Source organism: Niallia taxi (assembly GCF_004005475.1).
GTDB classification, from domain to species: domain Bacteria; phylum Bacillota; class Bacilli; order Bacillales; family Cytobacillaceae; genus Niallia; species Niallia taxi.
In genome coordinates, this window is sequence record NZ_RZTZ01000012.1 from 116,394 (window position 1) to 136,590 (window position 20,197).

The window sequence follows — 20,197 nt, forward strand, 5'->3', positions numbered from 1 at the left end:
TTTAAACTTTACTTAAGTGGAAAGGAAAAAAGAAAAACGCTGCATTAGAACAAGTTCATTGAATTCTAATACAACGTTTTTGTGTTTACATAAGATGCTTGAGGAAGGCACTTGCAATACCGAAATAAATAAACAAAGAAAAAATATCATTTAATGTAGTAATAAGTGGACCTGATGCCACTGCTGGATCAATCTTAAAGCGATATAAAATCAACGGAATGATTGTACCAGACAGTGTGCCGATAATAAGTGTAAAGAAAAGGGAGCATCCAACAACAAATCCTAAGACAGGGCTTCCTTGCCATACATATGCTATTAATGTGATGATTATGCCACATGTTGCTCCAATTATAAGGCCGACAAGTAATTCTCTAAAGATTACCTTTGTAACAATCCGTTTATTAATCGTATTAGAGATTAATCCACGTACAATCACTGCGAGTGATTGTGTTCCAGTATTACCGGTCATTCCGGAAATCATCGGCATGAAAAAGGATAATGCCACTGCTTTACTGAGAATATCCTCATAAGAACTGATAATACTGCCTGACACTATGCCGATAAACAGGAGCAAAATAAGCCATGGCAGTCTGCGGTATGCTGCGATATGTGCTTTCGTATCAAAGTCTATATCCTTACCACCGGCAGATAATTTTTGAATATCTTCATCGGCCTCTTGAATAACAACGTCAATGATATCATCGACAGTTATAATACCCATCAGCATATTTTCTTCATCGACGACAGGAATGGCTAAAAAGTCATACTTTTGAATGATATGAGCAACCTGCTCCTGGTCTTCCGTAACAGAAACACTGATGACCCGCTCATACATAATGTCCATGATTTTATCCTGCGGTTCGGCAATTAATAAGTCTCGATAGGAAACAACACCAACCAATTGTCTTTTTTGATTGATAACATAAAGGTAGCTTAATGTTTCTGCGAAATCTGCAAAGCTTTTCAGTTTATCAACTGCTTCCCTTGTTGTGTAATAGTCGCGTATCCATACGAAACGGTTTGTCATCATGCGACCGGCTGTTTCATCCGGATAATTCATCAAGTTTTGGACGATGATAGACTCTTCTTTTTTCATGCCGGAAAGCAATTGCTCTGTTGTTTCTGGTGAAAGCTCATTAAGAAGTGACGCGAGGTCGTCATTGTCCATTAAATCAAGAACCTTACCAGTTTTTTCAACGCCAAGCTTATTTAATATATCAAGCTGCTCTTCCTTATTAATCTCTTCGAGCAGGTTTGCTAATAAATCTGTGTTAAGAAAAAGGAGAAAGCGGGTCCTATGCTTATCGGGGAGTGTTTCGTAAATTTGCGCAATATCATAGGGCTGAAGCTCGTCTATAATAGTCTCAAACTCTGCCTTTTTGTTTTCTTTCAGTGTTTTAATGATGTGAAGTGTGATTTGATTAACTGACATATTTTGTATCATACTTCCCACTCCTTTCCGCCGAAGTCATAGTTGTTTAATACCCTGTACTATTATATGAAATAAACACCAAGAATGAAATGGATATTTTTATAACGCAGTGCTGTAAAAAGTATGTTAAGTTTTCTGACAATTAACTTGCCGTCAAATGAGATTCGGTTAATATTATCATATAAATATTATTTTAATTATGTTATTTTCGTATATCCTTAATAATTGGTTTAAGGGTCTCTACTTAGAAACCGTAAATTTCTAGCTACGAAAAAACAGGCTTTGTATGCTTGTTTTTTCGTAGCTTTTTATGTTTAAAAGGGGGAATGGGACAATGTCCACAATACTAATACAAAATGCGCAAATCGTTACAATGAATGCAGAAGAGACAATAGTTACTGGGGATATCTTAATTGAAAATGACCGTATTAAGGAGATCGGTCAAGGACTCCATGCTGCTAGTGCAGATAAAATTATTGATGCAGCAAATCACACAGTAATACCAGGATTTGTACAAACACATATTCATTTATGTCAGACCTTATTCAGAGGCAAAGGAGATGATTTAGAGCTGATGGATTGGCTTCGCAAAAGAATTTGGCCACTAGAGGCAGCTCATGATCAGGAGTCCATCTATTATTCGGCAATGCTTGGCATCGGAGAGCTGGTGGAAAGTGGTACGACAACAATTGTTGATATGGAAACCGTTCATCATGCAGATTTTGCTTTTCAAGCTATTGCCGAAAGCGGAATTAGGGCTGTTTCTGGAAAAGTAATGATGGATAAGGGAAGTGAAGTGCCAGCAGCTCTTCAGGAGAAAACAGCAGATTCCATCCAGCAAAGTGTTGATTTACTAGAAAAGTGGGATCAGTTTGATGACGGTAGAATACAATATGCATTTTCCCCAAGGTTTGTCGTGTCCTGTACAGAGGAGCTTTTAAAGGAAGTAAAGGTGCTTTCCGATAAATATAAGACATTTGTTCATACACATGCCTCAGAGAATAAAACGGAGATTGAAATCGTCCAACAAGAAACAGGGATGAGGAATGTCGTCTATCTCGACCACTTAGGCCTTGCGAATGATCGCCTCATTTTAGCTCATTGCATTTGGTTGGATGAAGAAGAAAAAAGAATCATTAAAGAAAAAGGTGTTCATGTAAGTCATTGCCCTGGATCAAATTTAAAGCTCGCTTCAGGCATTGCAGAAACGCCACATCTATTGCATAATCATGCCTCTGTCAGTCTTGGGGCAGATGGTGCTCCGTGCAATAATAACCTCGATATGTTCAACGAAATGAGGTTGGCTGCATTAATACAAAAGCCCATCCACGGACCAACAGCCATGGATGCAAGAACAGTATTTCGGATGGCAACAATCGGCGGAGCAAAAGCTGTTGGACTTGAAACGGAAATCGGCAGTATAGAGGTTGGTAAAAAGGCTGATATTGCCATTTTAAACTTACAGAACTTCCATACGTATCCTTCCTATGATGTTGATCCAGTTTCAAGAATTGTCTATTCAGCAACAAGAGCTGACGTTGTTACAACCATTATTAACGGCCGAATTATCATGGAAAACAAAATTATGCGAACAATGGATAAACAAATTATATTAAAAGAAGCAGACACTAGTATTAGAAGATTGCTTAAAAGGACAAATATCGTGTAGGGGGTAATGTTTAAATTTTTTTCTAAGAAACAATATATATCTCTTCTTCTTTGATTATTGTCAAAGGTGTAAAACCGTCTTAAAATGGAGGCGGTTTTTTTTAGTGAAGATTACAACCATATGTCATTTTTTATATTGTTCCGATAATTATATAAAACACTGGAGATAACTTGTATAATGTAATGGAAAATGGCATCTGTTTGTATCTTTCTTTTTATATTTGGAAAGCATACAGGAGAAATAATACCTGAGAATTTGTTTACATTAGAGTGAAATATCATTTAAGAGCTATTTTAATTTGTTTTTGATAAACTGAAGTGGATAAAAAGTATCTATTTATTTATTGCTTAAAGTGTTTAGGGGGTACTTTATGAAAAAAGGCAATCATGATATCCGGGATGTAGTGTATATCCATTTGCATGAAAAGGAACGATTTGTTCTCTCATATGGGATAGAATTTTATGAATTTTATCATTTTTTAGCTCAATCTATTTCGTCCATCTTACTGTTGAAGCATCAGTTTGATGATGGTGAATTACATACACATACAATGTTCGATTATGTTCCCGAACAGAAATTAGCGAAGCTGGCTAAAGAGGATGTTTATGGCTATGGGGATTTTGCGTGGATTGATTTTGAAGAAACGGAGGCATTAGATGTTCTTCATGGACAGACAATTGCAGAGCTCCTCTTTCTTGCTCATAAAAGAGATCACTTGAAGGCTCCTTTTTATCAGCATCTCAACAATCAATTTGTATACCTTGCCCATGATGATGGCTGGTTTAATAAGACATATTACAAAAATCTTCCTATGTTTTATTCTTTTTTCGGTGAGGTAATAAGTCAGAAATTAAACCGTCTAAAAGCAGACAAAACACTGTTCGGGGTTAAGAAAAAACGCATCTTCACACCGTTAAGTCAACAAGGAGTATTATTGTTGAAGGAGATGATGAAGGAAGGAATGGTACTTTCCATTCGAAAGGCAAGTCAAAACAGGATGCGCATTGAAATACCTATCTGGGTTATCGGCGACTTTGCGAATATGGACGATATGTATGAGGAATACGAGAAAAGAAGCAAACAAGGCAATGTGGACGGTAAACTTGTTTATGATAAAAGGACGAAGGAATGGGAAGTAATCATTAATTAAAAAGACAGGTGAGCAGTTTGAGTAGGGATATTTCTGAAGCCTTTCCGCAAAAGCTTGTCAAAATGGTGTTTAAAGAAAGGCCCAATCGCTTTATTCTTCATTGTCTATATAAAGGATCAATAGAAGTTGTTCATTTAGCTGATCCAGGCAGATTGAAGGAATTATTACAAAAAGATACAGCAGTATATGTGCTTCCAAGCACAAACCCTAATAGAAAAACGAAGTGGACTGCTGTTCTTGTCGAGTATGAAGGGATTTTTGTTTCTATAAATACAACGTACCCGAATAAGCTTATTGAAAGGGTGTTGAAAAATTTTGCACTTCCAGAGTTGTCTTCATACGAATGGAAAAAATCAGAGTTTGTTTATGGGCATTCAAGATGGGACTTTATGTTGGAGGATGAAGCAGGCAACGGGCTTCTGTTAGAGGTAAAAAGCGTCACACTTGCACATGGCAGAATTGGAATGTTTCCAGATGCAGTCACGGCAAGGGGAGCAAAGCATGTACAAGAGCTTGCGGCCATTGCGAAGCAGGGAGAGTGGCAAACAGCTATCCTATTTGTTGTACAGCGGGAGGATGTCGATCTGGTTACAGCCGCAGCGCATATTGATCCGTTTTTTGCACAATGCTTGGAGCAAGCAGAAAAGGCTGGCGTAAGGCTGATGGCATATACTTGTGATATGTCCTTAGAGGGGATTCAGCTTTCCCGTTCAATTCCCGTCCAGCTTGATAAAAAAATGCTTGATATTAGCTAACGGTGAACGTTCAATTAGTGTATAATCAACGTTGATGAAAAATGAAAAAGATAGAGAATGGTGCTTGTTGTTTGGAAAGCAAGCTTAAAAGGGAAGCTGGTGAAAATCCAGCGCGGTCCCGCCACTGTAAATGACTGCTTTTTAGCATATATGCCACTGTAATTGTATGGGAAGGCGCAAAAAGCAATAGTCATGAGTCAGGAGACCTGCCATTCATCTATGCACCTTAAAATGCCTACGAGGATAGGATGGTGTGGAGCGCGATTTTTATAATGAAGGTCCTTCCCGGAGTCTGTCCAAAAAAGGAAAACATGAGCTCTCACACTTCTTTTATGCATTATGCTATTGATAAGTGTGTTTTTTTATGTGTTCAAAAAGACTGACTCCTTTTTATTTTTCCGAACATGAAAGGGAGGAAGAGAGATGAAAAAGTACTATTCATTATTTTGCGGAGCATTACTTGCATGCTTAGTTTTAGCTGGGTGTGGACAAGCTTCCGACAATGAAAATAATGGCCAGAAAAAATCAGAACAGACAGAGGCTGCTTTTCCTGTCACTATTAAGGACGCAATCAATCAAGAGGTTGTTATTGATGACAAGCCAGAAAAAATCGTGTCATTAATACCAAGTAATACAGAGGTAGCTTTTGCACTTGGAGTCGGTGATGAGGTAGTTGGTGTTTCTGAAAGTGATGACTACCCTAGTGAAACAACAGATATTGATAAAGTAGCAGGTATGGAGTTAAATGTGGAGAAAACTATTTCATTAGATCCTGATTTAGTTCTTGCACATGAGTCTGTAGCTGATACATGGGCAGATGGATTACAACAGCTAAGAGATGCTGGAATAGATGTGCTTGTTGTTAATGATGCGACTGATTTTGATGGTGTTTACGAAAGCATTGAGATGATTGGTGAAGCAGTTGGGGAGGAAGCGAAAGCAGAAGAAGTGGTTGAAGGTATGAAGGATGATATCGCTTCTATTAAAGACAAGGCTGCAAGCATCCCTGCTAAAGACAAAAAGGATGTTTATGTAGAGGTTAGTCCTGCCCCTGATGCATTTACAACAGGAAAGGATACATTCATGCAAGAAATGATTGATACAATCAATGCAACGAATGTTATTAAGGAAACTGGCTGGGTTCAGGTTGACCAGGAAGCAGTCATTGAGGCGGATCCAGATGTCGTTATTACAACATATGGCAGCATTTCACCAGATCCTGTTGGGCAAGTAACGAAGCGAGATGGCTGGGAAAATGTAACGGCAGTAAAGGACAAGCAAATAGTAGAAGTTGATGAAGACCTTGTTTCCCGTTCAGGTCCAAGGCTTGCACAAGGAATACAGGAATTTGCGAAGGCAGTATATCCGGATGTTTTTAAATAATAGAAAAGCGGCTTATTTATTGGCCGCTTTTTTTCTCATCATCGCACTTTTTCTAGGGATTTCAGTTGGAACCGTTTCAGTGCCCTTTTTGACCATTGTAAAAATCTTCGCAAACTTAATCAGTCCAACTGAAATATTTGATGTAGACAAAATGCAGGCAAATATTGTTTATAATATCCGCCTTCCACGTGTTATTCTTTCTGGGCTTGTCGGTGCAAGTCTTGCTATTGCTGGTTGTTCTTTTCAAGGTTTGTTGCGAAATCCGTTAGCTGATCCTTATACATTAGGTGTATCTTCAGGTGCTTCGGTTGGAGCTGTTGCAACATTGTTCTTTCATATTTCAATCCCCGTTTTGGGCGGGTACACATTGCCTGTACTAAGTATCCTGTCTGCTTTTATAACGATATTATGTGTTTTATTGTTCGCAAGAAGACTTGACCCTGCAATGAAGGTAGAAACGATTATACTGACAGGCATTATCTTTAGTTCGTTTCTAGCTGCATTTATCTCGCTTTTCATCGCATTAACTGGTGATGAGCTTAGACAGATGATTGGCTGGCTGCTCGGAGGTGTGTCGATGAGAGGCTGGGTTTATATTCAAATGTTTCTTCCTTTTTTTGTTTTCGGCTGTCTGATTTTGCTGCTGCAAGGAAAGGAACTCAATATACTGGCGTTCGGAGAAGAGCGTGCACAGCATTTAGGCGTACAAGTAAGGTATAGAAAGATATTAATCCTGCTTGCTGGAAGTATGCTGACTGGAGCTGCTGTTGCAGTGTCAGGAACAATTGGTTTTGTTGGTCTTGTTATTCCTCATTTAATCAGACTTCTGACTGGACCTGATCATCGTCATGTGCTGCCGCTGTCTATTTTTGTTGGGAGTGGTTTTCTAATTCTCGCTGATTTGCTGGCAAGATCAATCATTTCTCCTGCTGAGCTGCCGATTGGTGTTATTACTGCACTTGCAGGTGCCCCTGTATTTGCTGTATTGCTATTAAATTATAGAAGGAAGGGGAGGTAGAACGATGCTTGAAGCAAAAGGACTTTCCTTTCATTACGGAAAGAAGAAGGTGCTAGAGAATATCACTTTTTCTGTACAAAAGGGGGAGATGCTTGGCATTCTTGGTCCAAATGGTAGTGGGAAAACAACATTGTTTAAACTGATAAGTGGTATCCTCGAACCGGATTCTGGTGATCTATTCATTAAAGAGAGGAAGCTTACACAATATAAACAAAAAGAACTTGCGAGAATCGTTTCTACTCTTTCGCAACAAACAACTGAGACCTTTTCTTATACTGTTAAAGAAATAGTTTCAATGGGCAGATATGCTCACCAAACAGGCTGGATACAGGGGTTGACTGTAGAGGATAAAGCCATTATCAGTAGAGCGATGGAACAGACGGGTATTAGTCATTACAGTGATTCCTTGATAGGAGAGCTTTCAGGAGGAGAAAAGCAGCGTGTGTATTTAGCGCAATGCTTGGCACAGGAGCCGGAGATTCTTCTTCTTGATGAACCTACTAATCATCTGGATCTATCCTTTCAAAAAGAACTGCTCGATACTTTGAAAATGTGGAGCAGGGATAAAGGACTGACTATCGTCTGTATTTTTCATGATTTGAATTTAGCTAGCTTGTACTGTGACAGGCTTTTGCTGCTCCATCACAATCAGATAGAATCAGATGCTAATCCTCGGGAAGTTCTGCAAGAGAATACAATAAAAAAGGTATATAAAACAGATGTAATGAGAACCTTACATCCGCAAGTCCCTGCTGCTCAGCTAGTTATTTCTCCTGAATCAGCTGAAAAATCAGGGCATGAAGTAATCGGTGAAGAACATTTGCATATATCCCGTGACTACATATCTATTACCACTAACTTTCCACTGAAAACACTGTCTTCTGGTATGACAGGAGCTGGAGTCGGCTGGCATAAATACTTTGTTAATCGACATGTAAATAAAGACTATCATTGTGAAGATTATAAGGTGGAAATGAAAAGTTATCTTGAGAACAATGGTTTTCTGCCGAGTGAGACGGTAGGAATGATGACCGCAGTTGAGCTTGAGGATGCTGCGTATGGAAGCTATCAAGCAGGTGCTTCCTCTGTTTTTATTGTTGTCACTGCAAGTGTAGGACATGCGGTGGATGCAGCTTTGAGTGAGCAGCATCCCTCCTACCTTTTACCTGGAACAATCAATCTGTGGATTTTTATTAATGGAGAGCTGTCTGAACAAGCATTTCTGCAATGTGCGATGACAGCGACAGAGGCGAAGACAAGTGTTCTTCGTAACAGACAAGTTGCTGATCCTCTTACAGGAACTACAGCGACAGGTACTCCAACAGACAGCTTACTTATTGCAGCAACCCAAACTGGAGAGCATCATGAGTTTGCGGGCACAATCACTTCTTTAGGCAAAGTAGTTGCTAAAGGCGTTTATGAATGTATAACAGAGGCTTTGGATAAAAGGGAAAGCAGCATAAAAGCTAGAAAAGAGGGATGAAATGAAGATTTATACGAAAACAGGTGATAAAGGCAAGACGAGCATTATTGGCGGAAGAATTGCCAAGGATGACATCAGAGTCGAAGCGTATGGCACAGTGGATGAAGCAAATTGCTTTGTCGGACAAGCCATATCCTTGCTGGAGCATGAGACCTTTTTAGATATAAGGGAGGACTTGGAGAAAATTCAGCATGAATTATTTGATTGTGGTGGGGATTTAGCAAGCATAATAAAAGATAGGCAATTAAAACTGTCTGAGGAAGCTATTGCTTTTTTAGAAAAGCGTATAGATATGTTAACGGAAGAAGCGCCGCCGCTTGAACGATTTATTTTACCTGGGGGAACAAACGCTGCTGCAGCCATCCATATTGCCAGAACAGTAACGAGACGGGCAGAAAGATGTGTAGTTACTTTAATGAGAGAAGAAGAGAGCGTTCCTGATTTGCCATTAAAATACTTAAACCGTTTATCTGATTATTTCTTTGCATTAGCTCGAGTCTTGAACTTTCGCAGTGGTGTGCGTGATATTGAATATGTGAGAAGCGCAAAGGTTTTTCATGTAGATAAAGCAATTCGAGGAGAAAAAGGTCCTGATAATTGAGGTTCATTTAGCTTATAGGATTGACTGTTGATTTTTGAAGAGCATGCCTAAAAAATATTGTGTGAATAAGCTGCATTTTCCTGCCTCTGAACATAAATTATTACAAATCATGTAGAAACTTTACAAATTGATAAAAAGGCTAATGCTAGTCCATGATTCCTCTTTTGAAGATAAAGTTCTAGTGGTAGAATAACAAGTGTGTGTCTTTAAAATATGGAGGTACGAATGATGAAGAAAAAAATTGGTTTATTATACGGTGGAAAATCCGCTGAACATAAAGTTAGTATGCAAACAGCCTTGGCGGTTATAAAAGCCTTGGATACAGATAAATTTGATATTCATCCTATATACATAACGGAGACGGGTGAATGGATTAAAGGAAATCAGCTAACAGGACCTGTAGAAACAGTGAAAGAATTAGAGTTTAAAAGACAGGATGGCCATTCTGCGACAGTACTTTCTCCTGACTTGTTCCAAACAAATGACAGCCCTTTGGATGTAATCTTCCCATTGCTGCATGGACCAAATGGAGAAGACGGGACTGTTCAAGGTTTGCTTGAGCTTTTGAATCTTCCTTATGTAGGTAATGGTGTACTTGCATCATCAGCTGGTATGGATAAGGTTGTCATGAAAAATATTTTTGAAGTAGCTGGATTGAACCAGGTGAAATATACATCCTTCATTAGAAGTGAATGGCAAGGCGCTAAGGAAGCTGCATACGCTAAAGTAGAAGAGAATCTTGGTTACCCATGCTTTGTTAAACCTGCTAACTTAGGATCAAGTGTGGGTATAAGCAAATGTACATCCCGCTCAGAATTGGATGCTGCATTTGAAGAGGCCTTCCAATTCGACCGCAAAATCATTGTGGAAGAAGGCGTCATCGCAAGAGAAATCGAAGTCGGTGTTCTTGGCAATGACTATCCAGAAGTAACAGTTGCTGGTGAAATTCTGCCAAAAACAGATTTCTATGACTATAAAGCAAAATATGAGGACGGAAATACAGGCCTAGTTATCCCTGCGGAGGTTTCAGAGCAGGAATATGCAGCCATAAAGGAAGACGCAATAAAAGCATTTAAGGCTTTAGATTGTTCTGGTCTTGTCCGTGCTGACTTCTTCTTAACGAGTGCAGGAGAGGTGTATATTAACGAAGTAAACACAATGCCTGGGTTTACACCATTCAGTATGTTCCCGCTATTATGGAAGCATACAGATGTAGAATATGCAGCACTTATTGAAAAGCTTGTAGATTTGGCTTTGGAGAGACACCAGGAAAAACAAAGCATTAAATATACTTTTTAATGGGTATAGGCATATTTGAAATAAAATGAGCCAACTCTTAAAAAAAGAGGCATCTCTTAATTGCCTCTTTTTTTTGGCAATATACTTTAAAAAGCGTACATAAAAGAAGGAGGAGACTGCTATGATTCGGCGCTCTTTACAACAAGCAGCACATATGATTGGACCAGATGCAACTTTGAGTTCAACTGATATCGGAGAAATTGTCATTAACGGGGTGACGATTGACTCAAGGAAGATACAAAAAGGCAATCTTTTCATTCCTTTTAAAGGAGATAAGACAGACGGGCACCAATACGTGGAGGCTGCTATTCAAAACGGAGCAGCTGCATCGTTTTGGCAAAAGGATGTTCCAAATCCGCCTAAGCATTTGCCGCTGATTTTTGTAAGTGACCCACTTGTGAGCATCCAGCAGCTTGCGAAAAGTTACCGACATGAATTGGATATAAAGGTTGTCGGCATAACAGGAAGTAATGGAAAGACATCCACAAAGGATATTACGACAAATCTGTTGTCACTGAAATATAAAGTCCAGAAAACAGAAGGAAATTATAATAATCATTTAGGTCTTCCGTTGACTGTTTTGAGTTTAGAGGAAGACACAGATATTGCTGTGCTGGAAATGGGAATGAGCGGCAGGGGAGAAATTGATTTTTTAACAAGGCTGGCTGAGCCTGATGTTGTTGCCATCACAAATATCGGGGATTCCCATTTGCAGGACCTTGGTTCAAGGGAAGGCATTGCAGAAGCAAAAATGGAGATACTTAACGGATTAAAGGAAGGCGGCAGGATTGTTTATTTTGGCGATGAACCATTATTAAGCAAAATTCCAAGCTTGAAGAAGGCTGATTCGGAAAGCTGTTCCTTTGGTTTAGAAGATACTAACAGCCTGTATCCATTTGATATTGTGGAAAGCAGTACTGGCAGCAAATTTAAAATCAACGCTAGTGAGCAGGAGTTTAGTCTGCCGATATTAGGTAAACATAATATTCTGAACGCGCTGGCAGGTATGCTAGTAGCAGATTATTTTGATATCAGCTATGAGCAAATGAATGAAGGCTTTGAGAATCTTAAACTGACTAATATGAGAATGGAGCTTGTGGAAGGGAAGGGCGGTTTGAAGATTATCAATGATGCCTATAATGCCAGTCCTACCAGCATGAGAGCTGCTATTAATGTGCTGCAAAGCTTACCAGGATTCAAATCTAAGGTGCTTGTTCTTGGAGATATGCTAGAATTGGGTCCAGATGAAGCAATCTTCCATTACAGTATTGGTGAGGCGATAGATGCTGCTGCCATTGATTATGTATTTACATTTGGAAAATTGGGCGAGCATATTGCTGAAGGAGCAAAAACGGTACTTGCTGAAAATAGAGTCCGCTCTTTCTTAGACAAAAGTGAGCTTATTAAGGAACTGGAAAAGGTTGTTGATGCAGACACAGCCGTCCTTGTAAAAGCTTCAAGAGGAATGAGGCTGGAGGAAGTCGTAAAGGCTCTCCAATAATCATGAAGTTTTCAGTCTAATGGACATCAAAGGGAACGAAGAATCTATCTGATTCTGGTTCCCTTTTTTTGAGTTAATAACAAGATAAGGTTGATTAGTGTAATTTTTAGCATAATAGTGTAAAATGTAAATAAAAATTATTGGTGGTGTTATCATTGACTGCTTGTCTATGTATTCACGGATTTACTGGAGCTCCAAATGAGGTGGAGCCGCTGGCTGAGTACCTGCTAGAACATACGGATTGGGAATGTGCCATGCCGGTGTTGCCAGGACACGGTGAACTTTTGCAATTAAAAGGGGTCTCCTTTAATGAGTGGATTCACTGCGCTGAAAGGGCATTGGAGGAATTGTTAGAAAGACATGAGGAAGTCTATGTGGTTGGCTTTTCAATGGGAGGAATGATTGCAAGCTATTTAGCTGCTCGTTATCCTGTAAAAAAACTTGTGCTGTTGAGCGCTGCAGCCTTTTATATTAATCCTAAACAATTAAGGGCAGATATAATCAATATGTGCCGAGATCTTTATAACGGAAAATTGTTTGAAAATGAATTGTTTAACCGTTATTCCTATAAAATCAAAACAACGCCTCTTTCTGCCACTATCCAGTTTAGAAAACTTGTACGACATATTAAGCCACTTCTGGAAAGTGTCACAATTCCAACCTTTATTGCACAAGGTGACAGCGATGGTATAGTGCCTCTAAAAAGTGCTGATTACTTATATCAAACAATTAAAGCAAAAAAGAAAAAAATTGTTTATATGAAGAATTCTAAGCATTTAATCTGCCATTGTAAGGATAATCAAGCTCTTTTTTCACAAATATTAAATTTTTTATCTTAATGGAGCTATTTTATTCTGTATCTTAAGTATGTTTACTGCATGAAAAAATGATAGGATTAATATCCTATTTTTTTGTTGGTTTCCATAAAAATATACTGCTGCAGCTGTTAACAGCAAGCCTTGAGGAGGGTTTTAAAACCGATACAGAAACTTGGCTTTTGAACTTCCACATTATTGCAAACCGATATTGTAAGTGATAAGATTATTTTTAAAAGCATTATGAAAAAAGGTTAAATGGATATACTGAAAAAGGCACAATGATTATATCGAATAAAAAGCAGTCAAATAGAGAGAAATTATCCAGCTTGACGTTCCTTGTTTTGCATCACTTTATATGCGGGCAATATTCACATATCGTGTTCGAAATTTCTCTGTCTTTGGCTGACTTTTCAGTTGTAGCTAGCTATAAAAATTTATAGAGTCATTTGAAATATTTCTCCTATTTAAATTGGTTGAACAGTATCTCATAACTTGAGAAAAAAAGCATATAGCCTCGGAGTTTCTCCTTATTAATTTCAAGTGATGATAATAATCCACAAAAACTTATGCATTCATGAAAAAATATACGTAGTTTAGTGTAATTCATTAACTGTTTGGGGAAAAAACGGATAAAGTGGAGGGTCAAACCATTTATATATGTTTCATTGATGGGGAAAATGGGGTACATACAATGGTTATTAATGGGATAGACCATTATACCGTGGATATTTTTAATGACTAGAAGGAGTTTGAATATATTGGTTAAGTTTCAAGATTTAGGGATCAGTTCTGCGACGATGAAATCATTAAATAGAATGGGGTTTGAGGAAGCAACTCCTATTCAAGCTGAAACAATTCCTTTGAGCCTTCAAAACAAGGACTTGATTGGTCAGGCGCAAACTGGTACTGGAAAAACAGCAGCTTTCGGTGTGCCGTTAGTGGATAAAGTGGATATAAGCAGTGACGTCGTTCAAGGGATTATCATTGCGCCAACAAGAGAATTAGCAATACAAGTTTCGGAAGAACTGTATAAAATCGGTTACGGAAAGCGTACGCGAGTATTGTCTATTTTCGGTGGGCAAGACATCAATCGTCAAATCCGTGCACTTAAGAAGAACCCGCATATTATTGTAGGTACTCCAGGCCGAATACTTGATCATATCAACAGAAAAACACTTCGATTAGATAATGTGTCGACTGTTATTTTAGATGAAGCAGATGAAATGCTAAATATGGGATTCATCGATGATATAGAATCAATTCTTTCTAAGATTCCGGAAGAAAGACAAACATTATTATTCTCTGCTACAATGCCTCCGCAAATCAGAAGAATGGCAGAACGCTTCATGAAGGAGCCACAGGTTGTTAAAGTAAAAGCAAAAGAAATGACAACTCCGCTTATTGAACAATATTATGTTGAGACACAGGAAAAAACTAAGTTTGACATTCTAACAAGATTATTGGATATACAATCCCCTGAATTGGCAATCATCTTCGGCCGCACAAAACGCCGTGTTGATGAGCTGTCTGAAGCTTTGAACCTGCGCGGTTATACAGCAGAAGGCATTCATGGTGATTTGAGCCAAGCGAAGCGTATGTCTGTTTTACGCAAATTTAAAGAAGGTACAATCGATGTTCTTGTAGCTACAGATGTTGCTGCCCGCGGTTTAGATATTTCTGGAGTTACGCATGTTTACAACTTTGATATCCCGCAAGATCCAGAAAGCTATGTTCACCGTATCGGAAGAACAGGAAGAGCTGGTAAAGAAGGGATGGCAATTACCTTTATCACATACCGTGAAAGATCATATCTTCAAGTTGTCGAAAAAGTGACAAATAAAAAAATGGAGAAATTGATCCCACCTACTGTTGATCAAGCAATTGAAGGTCAACAAAAAGCTGTAATGGAAAAAATCATGAATATTATTGATGAAAATAATCTTGATTCTTATAAGTCGACAGCAGACGAATTGTTAAAACAAAAGGATGCTTCTACTGTTGTAGCTGCTGTCCTTAAAATGCTGACAAAAGAGCCGGATACAACTCCTGTCAGATTGACAGAAGAAAAGCCGCTTCCACAAAGACGCGATCGTAAGTTTAATGATCGTAACAGCAGCGGTGGAGGATATAAAGGCAAGAAGAGCTATAGTAACTCAGGCTCTAATTCTAATTCTCGCCAAAGACAAGGTTACAGCAATAAAAGATCAGGTCAATCCAGCAGCAGTTATTCTAAATCCAACTCATATAGATAATAGAATTCCCCCTATGAAGGCTTTTTCATAGGGGGTTTTTATGTTTTTTCTGGTGCATACTAAGTAAAAGGCTTATGAGGAAGGGTGTTAGCCAATTGACTATATTTAAATTAGGGTATGTGGCAATGAGTCAAAATCTGCAAAATGCATCTCCATCTCAAACAATGACATATAAACAATTTTCTCAGATTGCAAATAGGGAGGCTGCTATCCGAAAGCTTGAAAGAATTTCTATAAGTAATTTAGAAAATTGCTTAAGGCTTTTAAAGCATAATACAGGTAATGATATTCATTTCTTCCGATTCAGCTCTAAGTTAATTCCCTTAGCGAACCATCCAGAGCTTCAGGGCTGGAACTTTATGCGTCCGTTAAAGGAAAATTTATTGATGTTGGGAGAGTGGGTGAAAAAGCATTCCATGCGGGTAGATTTTCATCCAGATCACTTTGTTGTTTTGAACAATGCAAATGCAGATATTTTGAAAGCCTCTCTTAAAACCCTGTCTGTTCATGAGCGGCTGCTTAAGGGGATGAAAATTGATACAGAACACAGATGTGTGCTACATGTCGGAGGAGCGCATGATGATAAGGAAGGAGCTCTTGAGCAGTTTATTACCAATTGGGGATTTGTTCCTGAAAAGCTGCAAAGAATGATTATCCTAGAAAATGATGATACTACCTTTACTGTCAATGACACTCTGTATTTATGTGAAAAACTGGGAGTACCGTTTGTATTTGATTTACATCATCATCTTGCTAATAATGAGGACAATCAATGGGAGGAGCAATGGCCAAGGATGACTGCTACTTGGGAGAACTCTCCGCTGCCGCTAAAGATGCATATTTCGAGTCCGCGCTCTGAAACAGAATTTCGGGCACATGCTGAATATATAGATGTGGATATGTTTATGCGGTTTTTGGAGACTGTAAATGGTACACTGCCGGAAATTCATTGCATGATAGAAGCAAAAGCGAAGGACAATGCCCTTTTTCAGTTAGCAAAAGACCTCCAAAAAACAGGGAGGGCGGAATTTAACGACCAATCAACCTTTACCTTAAAGTAAGGGCAGAGTACTGGTTACATAAGAAAAAGGGCAATGCATTTATAGTTAACGGAAAAGGCCAATTAAAGCAAGTGCTATAATAATTGCCCAAATCGTCAGCGTCTTTGCTGGCGGTTTTCTGTTTGAACGAATTCTTCCCCTCAATTGCAGAAACTCTTCCTTATAAGAAGGGATGATTTTTTTTCCCTTTGCTTCTAACAGGCTTCCTGCTGCGACTCCGAATAAGAAGCCAAATAGATGGGCGCCAATATTGATATTGGGCTGGATAAAGGTCATAATCAAGCTCAATGCGGCAATTGTTCCGATTACTTGTGAATTATTCCTTGATATAATATCCTTGCGGAATACTATTAAAGCAATATAGTAGCCGAACATGCCGAAAATGCTGCCGCTTGCCCCGAGATGGGAAAAGGTCAGCGGTTCTGTTACAAGAGTAGCGATATTAGCCAGAATACCTGTGAACAAATATACTGCCAGAAACTTCGGTTTACCGAGGGCACGCTCTAGAGCTGGTCCAAAAAGAAAGATACTGAAGCAGTTAAATAAAAAATGGGAAAAGCCGGTATGAAGAAAGATTGGTGTAATCAGTCTCCACCATTCACCTTGCACAATATAGAGATTCACACCAACCATTGATTCTGTAATAAGCTGATTCGGCAAAACAGGTAGAAATGTTGCTAAGTATACAAGCAAGTTAACCAGCAGGATAAGAGACACAATAGGATAGAAAGTAATATACTCTTTAAAGCTTTCTCTTCTTGTAAACAATAAAAAACCTCCTTTTTACTTAGTTTCATAATAGCTAATGGCCAGGGTAAGATACAAATAATTTATGCAAGAAAAAAGAATTTAGAAGGATGTGTCCTGATGATAAAGGGGATAGGGATAGATATAGTGGAATTAAACAGAATAGGAGAGCTGCTCGAACGGAAGCCGCACTTTGCTGACAGAATATTAACAGAACGAGAATTGGAAAAATATGAAAAATTACAAAGGAAAAGAAAGCTAGAGTTTTTGGCTGGAAGATTTGCGGCAAAGGAGGCTTTTTCAAAAGCAGTTGGAACTGGCATTGGCAAAGGGCTTAGTTTTCTAGATATAGAAGTTGGACAAGATGAGAAAGGTAAGCCTTATATAAACAAGCCTTATGCGGACGGTGTTCACCTTTCTATTACACATAGCAGTAATTATGCATTTGCCCAAGTGGTGATAGAAGAATAAAAAATGAAGAGCTTGTTTCTGTTGGTTAAGCATAATCCCTTAGGTTGTCTCATATATTCATAGAGCAATAGGAGACGAGTTCAGCAATTTTAGGCTTGTTTTCCTTAATCGATGAAATGAGAATAAGGGAGTTGAAAAGATGAACAAGAAGTTATGGTTGCTATTTGTGGGGCTAGCGGTCATGGTAATGTTAACTGCCTGTGGAACAAAATCTAAGGAAGATGTCCTGAAGGATCTGGACGAGAAGGTTGCCACAAAAGGTTATAAGGCAGATGCTGAAATGACCTTGCAAATGGGGACAGAGCCTCAAACCTATGATGTTCAAATCTGGCATAAGGATCCCTCGTATTACAGGGTGAACTTAAAAAATGCGAAAAAAGATCAAAGCCAGATGATCTTAAGAAATGATGAAGGCGTGTACGTGTTAACGCCGGCATTAAATAAAAGCTTCAAGTTTCAAAGTGATTGGCCAGAAAACAGCAGCCAAGCATATCTTTATGAGTCCTTAGTGAAGGATATTGAGGAAGACAAGGATGCTAAATTCTCCTCTACAGATAAATATTATGTATTCGAAACAAAGACAAGATATCAAAACAATAAGATGCTTCCTACACAGGAAATTACTTTAAATAAAAAGGATCTTTCACCTGTCAGTGTGAAGGTAAAGGATACAGATGGGAAAGCACTTGTCACTGTCAAATTCTCCAACGTGAAATTTGACGTTAACTTTGACAAAGCTGATTTTGATTTGCAGAAGAGCATGACTGCAGCAAAGCTTGCAGTACCTGTAATGGCTGAAGTGGATGGAGATGATTCATTCTCTGTCAAATATCCAGAAACTTTACTTGGAGCAAGCCTTGTAGAGGAGAAAAAGGTCGCAACTGAAGATGGAGAACGGATAGTATTGACGTATGACGGACAAAAATCATACACCATTATTCAAGAAAAAGCAGAAGTAGCACCAGCAACTGCAGGACCAATTAATATGACAGGAAATCCTGTTGATTTAGGTTTTGCAATCGGCGCGCTTTCCAATAATAAACTCTCTTGGACTTATGAAGGGGTAGATTATATTATCGCTTCGACAGAGCTAGAAGAGGCTGAAATGGCCGAAATAGCACGTTCAGTACAAGGAGAAGCAATTAAATAAGAAAAAACAGCCGAGTGGGTACCACACTCGGCTGTTTTTTCGTTACGTCTGGTCTATTCTATTGTTGATTTATTGACAAGCAAAACTAACAATAGAATAATTAATTATCATACTTCGTGTTAAGAGAGAAGGAAGGTCAGCATTGATGCTAGAGAATGAGTATTATCGTGATACTTGGGCAGAAATAAATTTAGACGATATAGAAGAGAATGTAAAAAATATGAGAAGCAGGATGGCGGAAGCCAGCAAGCTATTTGCAGTCGTGAAGGCAAATGGTTACGGCCATGGGGCAATAGAGGTAGCTCGCACTGCTCTTCTTGCAGGTGCAGATTATTTGGCCGTAGCATTTTTGGATGAGGCACTTGCTTTAAGAAATGCAGGTATCCATGCACCGATATTGGTGCTTGGAGCAAGCAGGCCGGCTGATATTCTCGTAGCTGCTAAACAAGACATTATTTTAACCGTTTTTGACGTAGAATGGTTAACAAGAGCGACAGAGCATCTGCAAGGAAACAAGATAAAAATCCATGTTAAAATCGACTCAGGCATGGGGAGATTAGGGATTAGAAAAGAACAGGAAGTCAAAGAAATAGAGGAATTCCTCATGTGTCATCAAGAATTCGTCTTGGAAGGAATTTATACTCATTTTGCAACAGCAGATGAGAAAAATTCCAGCTATTTGAATGAACAGGCAAAGAAATTTGCGGACATATTAGCTTCCTTTAAAACCAAGCCTCCTATTATACATTGCAGCAACAGTGCGGCAGGACTGCTTTACCCAGAGCTTGCTTTCAATGGAGTACGGCTGGGAATTGCCATGTATGGTTTGACTCCTTCCATGGAAATTAAAGAAATGCTGCCATTTTCATTAAAAGAAGCATTTTCACTTCATACAAAAATTGTGCAAGTAAAGAAGCTTCATAAAGGAGATAAAGTAAGCTATGGTGCCACATATGAAGCAAAGGAAGACGAGTGGATAGCAACATTGCCAATCGGTTATGCAGATGGCTGGCTTAGAAAGCTGCAAGGCCAAGAGGTTCTTGTAAATGGAGTGAGGGTTCCAATTGTAGGAAGAGTTTGTATGGACCAGTGTATGATAAGGCTGCCTCATGAAATAGCGGTTGGAACGAAGGTTACATTAATAGGAACGCAGCAGGAACAGTGCATTTCCGTTAATGAGATTGCCAAAAAGCTTGATACGATTAATTATGAAGTAACCTGTACCATTGCGCATAGGGTTCCGAGAGTCTATCTCAAGGATGGAGCAGTGGAAAGCGTTGTGAATAACCTTCTAAATTAAAGTAATGTAGTGACTTGAGGCAGAATAGGATAATAAAGGCTGCCGGGTTTCCTTATGTGCTGGTGACAAAAAAAATATAAATGTCTAAACTTTATTCGCAAGAGATG

17 protein-coding genes and 2 riboswitches are annotated in these 20,197 nt (G+C 38.8%); of the genes, 15 read left to right on the top strand and 2 right to left on the bottom strand.

Features of this window, described 5'->3' with window-relative positions; genetic code table 11:
* Positions 1-85: 85 nt before the first annotated feature.
* Positions 86-1,444 carry a magnesium transporter gene (mgtE, locus tag EM808_RS21970; RefSeq protein WP_127740812.1) on the bottom strand — a complete coding sequence of 453 codons (1,359 nt, stop codon included), beginning with the start codon at positions 1,442-1,444 and terminating at the stop codon, positions 86-88.
* Between the two features lie 176 nt (positions 1,445-1,620).
* Positions 1,621-1,720: riboswitch (purine riboswitch) on the top strand.
* 46 nt (positions 1,721-1,766) lie between these two features.
* On the opposite strand from mgtE, the gene EM808_RS21975 reads away from it, so the two are divergent.
* The 12 genes from EM808_RS21975 (at position 1,767) to uvsE (ending at position 16,422) form a co-directional block, all read left to right on the top strand.
* A complete protein-coding gene (locus tag EM808_RS21975) occupies positions 1,767-3,101 on the top strand; it encodes a 5'-deoxyadenosine deaminase (protein ID WP_127740814.1) in 1,335 nt (444 codons plus the stop codon).
* 370 nt (positions 3,102-3,471) lie between these two features.
* The gene (locus EM808_RS21980; protein WP_127740816.1) at positions 3,472-4,251 is read left to right on the top strand and encodes a hypothetical protein; all 780 of its coding nucleotides are present in this window, start codon (positions 3,472-3,474) and stop codon (positions 4,249-4,251) included.
* 8 nt (positions 4,252-4,259) lie between these two features.
* On the top strand, positions 4,260-5,006 hold the full coding sequence (sfsA, locus tag EM808_RS21985; protein WP_235856681.1) for a DNA/RNA nuclease SfsA: 747 nt from the start codon (positions 4,260-4,262) through the stop codon (positions 5,004-5,006).
* A 42-nt stretch (positions 5,007-5,048) separates the two neighbouring features.
* A riboswitch (cobalamin riboswitch) is annotated at positions 5,049-5,234 on the top strand.
* 195 nt (positions 5,235-5,429) lie between these two features.
* The gene (locus EM808_RS21990) at positions 5,430-6,389 is read left to right on the top strand and encodes an ABC transporter substrate-binding protein (RefSeq protein ID WP_127740820.1); all 960 of its coding nucleotides are present in this window, start codon (positions 5,430-5,432) and stop codon (positions 6,387-6,389) included.
* Positions 6,376-7,407 (top strand): FecCD family ABC transporter permease, encoded by a 1,032-nt coding sequence (locus EM808_RS21995; RefSeq protein ID WP_396898156.1) that lies wholly within the window; start codon positions 6,376-6,378, stop codon positions 7,405-7,407. Before EM808_RS21990 ends, EM808_RS21995 begins: the two co-directional genes overlap by 14 nt.
* Positions 7,408-7,411: 4 nt before the next feature.
* Positions 7,412-8,890 (top strand): adenosylcobinamide amidohydrolase, encoded by a 1,479-nt coding sequence (locus EM808_RS22000; RefSeq protein ID WP_127740824.1) that lies wholly within the window; start codon positions 7,412-7,414, stop codon positions 8,888-8,890.
* A gap of 1 nt (position 8,891) precedes the next feature.
* On the top strand, positions 8,892-9,491 hold the full coding sequence (locus tag EM808_RS22005; protein ID WP_127740826.1) for a cob(I)yrinic acid a,c-diamide adenosyltransferase: 600 nt from the start codon (positions 8,892-8,894) through the stop codon (positions 9,489-9,491).
* A gap of 228 nt (positions 9,492-9,719) precedes the next feature.
* A complete protein-coding gene (locus EM808_RS22010; RefSeq protein ID WP_127740881.1) occupies positions 9,720-10,790 on the top strand; it encodes a D-alanine--D-alanine ligase in 1,071 nt (356 codons plus the stop codon).
* A gap of 121 nt (positions 10,791-10,911) precedes the next feature.
* Positions 10,912-12,291: a UDP-N-acetylmuramoyl-tripeptide--D-alanyl-D-alanine ligase gene (locus EM808_RS22015; RefSeq protein ID WP_127740828.1), complete on the top strand. Its 1,380-nt coding sequence runs from the start codon at positions 10,912-10,914 to the stop codon at positions 12,289-12,291.
* 146 nt (positions 12,292-12,437) lie between these two features.
* The gene (locus EM808_RS22020; protein ID WP_328040714.1) at positions 12,438-13,130 is read left to right on the top strand and encodes an alpha/beta hydrolase; all 693 of its coding nucleotides are present in this window, start codon (positions 12,438-12,440) and stop codon (positions 13,128-13,130) included.
* 737 nt (positions 13,131-13,867) lie between these two features.
* On the top strand, positions 13,868-15,361 hold the full coding sequence (locus EM808_RS22025; protein ID WP_127740832.1) for a DEAD/DEAH box helicase: 1,494 nt from the start codon (positions 13,868-13,870) through the stop codon (positions 15,359-15,361).
* A 95-nt stretch (positions 15,362-15,456) separates the two neighbouring features.
* Positions 15,457-16,422, top strand: a complete 966-nt coding sequence (uvsE, locus tag EM808_RS22030; protein WP_127740834.1) for a UV DNA damage repair endonuclease UvsE — start codon at positions 15,457-15,459, stop codon at positions 16,420-16,422.
* Positions 16,423-16,467: 45 nt separating this feature from the next.
* Here uvsE and EM808_RS22035 read toward each other — a convergent pair whose 3' ends face one another.
* Entirely contained in the window at positions 16,468-17,190 is a 723-nt protein-coding gene (locus tag EM808_RS22035; RefSeq protein WP_127740836.1) for a rhomboid family intramembrane serine protease, read from the bottom strand.
* 99 nt (positions 17,191-17,289) lie between these two features.
* On the opposite strand from EM808_RS22035, the gene acpS reads away from it, so the two are divergent.
* From acpS to alr, 3 genes are all read left to right on the top strand, one after another.
* Positions 17,290-17,640, top strand: a complete 351-nt coding sequence (acpS, locus tag EM808_RS22040) for a holo-ACP synthase (RefSeq protein WP_127740838.1) — start codon at positions 17,290-17,292, stop codon at positions 17,638-17,640.
* Positions 17,641-17,779: 139 nt separating this feature from the next.
* Positions 17,780-18,790: a LolA family protein gene (locus EM808_RS22045; RefSeq protein WP_127740840.1), complete on the top strand. Its 1,011-nt coding sequence runs from the start codon at positions 17,780-17,782 to the stop codon at positions 18,788-18,790.
* 145 nt (positions 18,791-18,935) lie between these two features.
* The gene (alr, locus tag EM808_RS22050) at positions 18,936-20,090 is read left to right on the top strand and encodes an alanine racemase (protein WP_127740883.1); all 1,155 of its coding nucleotides are present in this window, start codon (positions 18,936-18,938) and stop codon (positions 20,088-20,090) included.
* Positions 20,091-20,197: the final 107 nt, after the last annotated feature.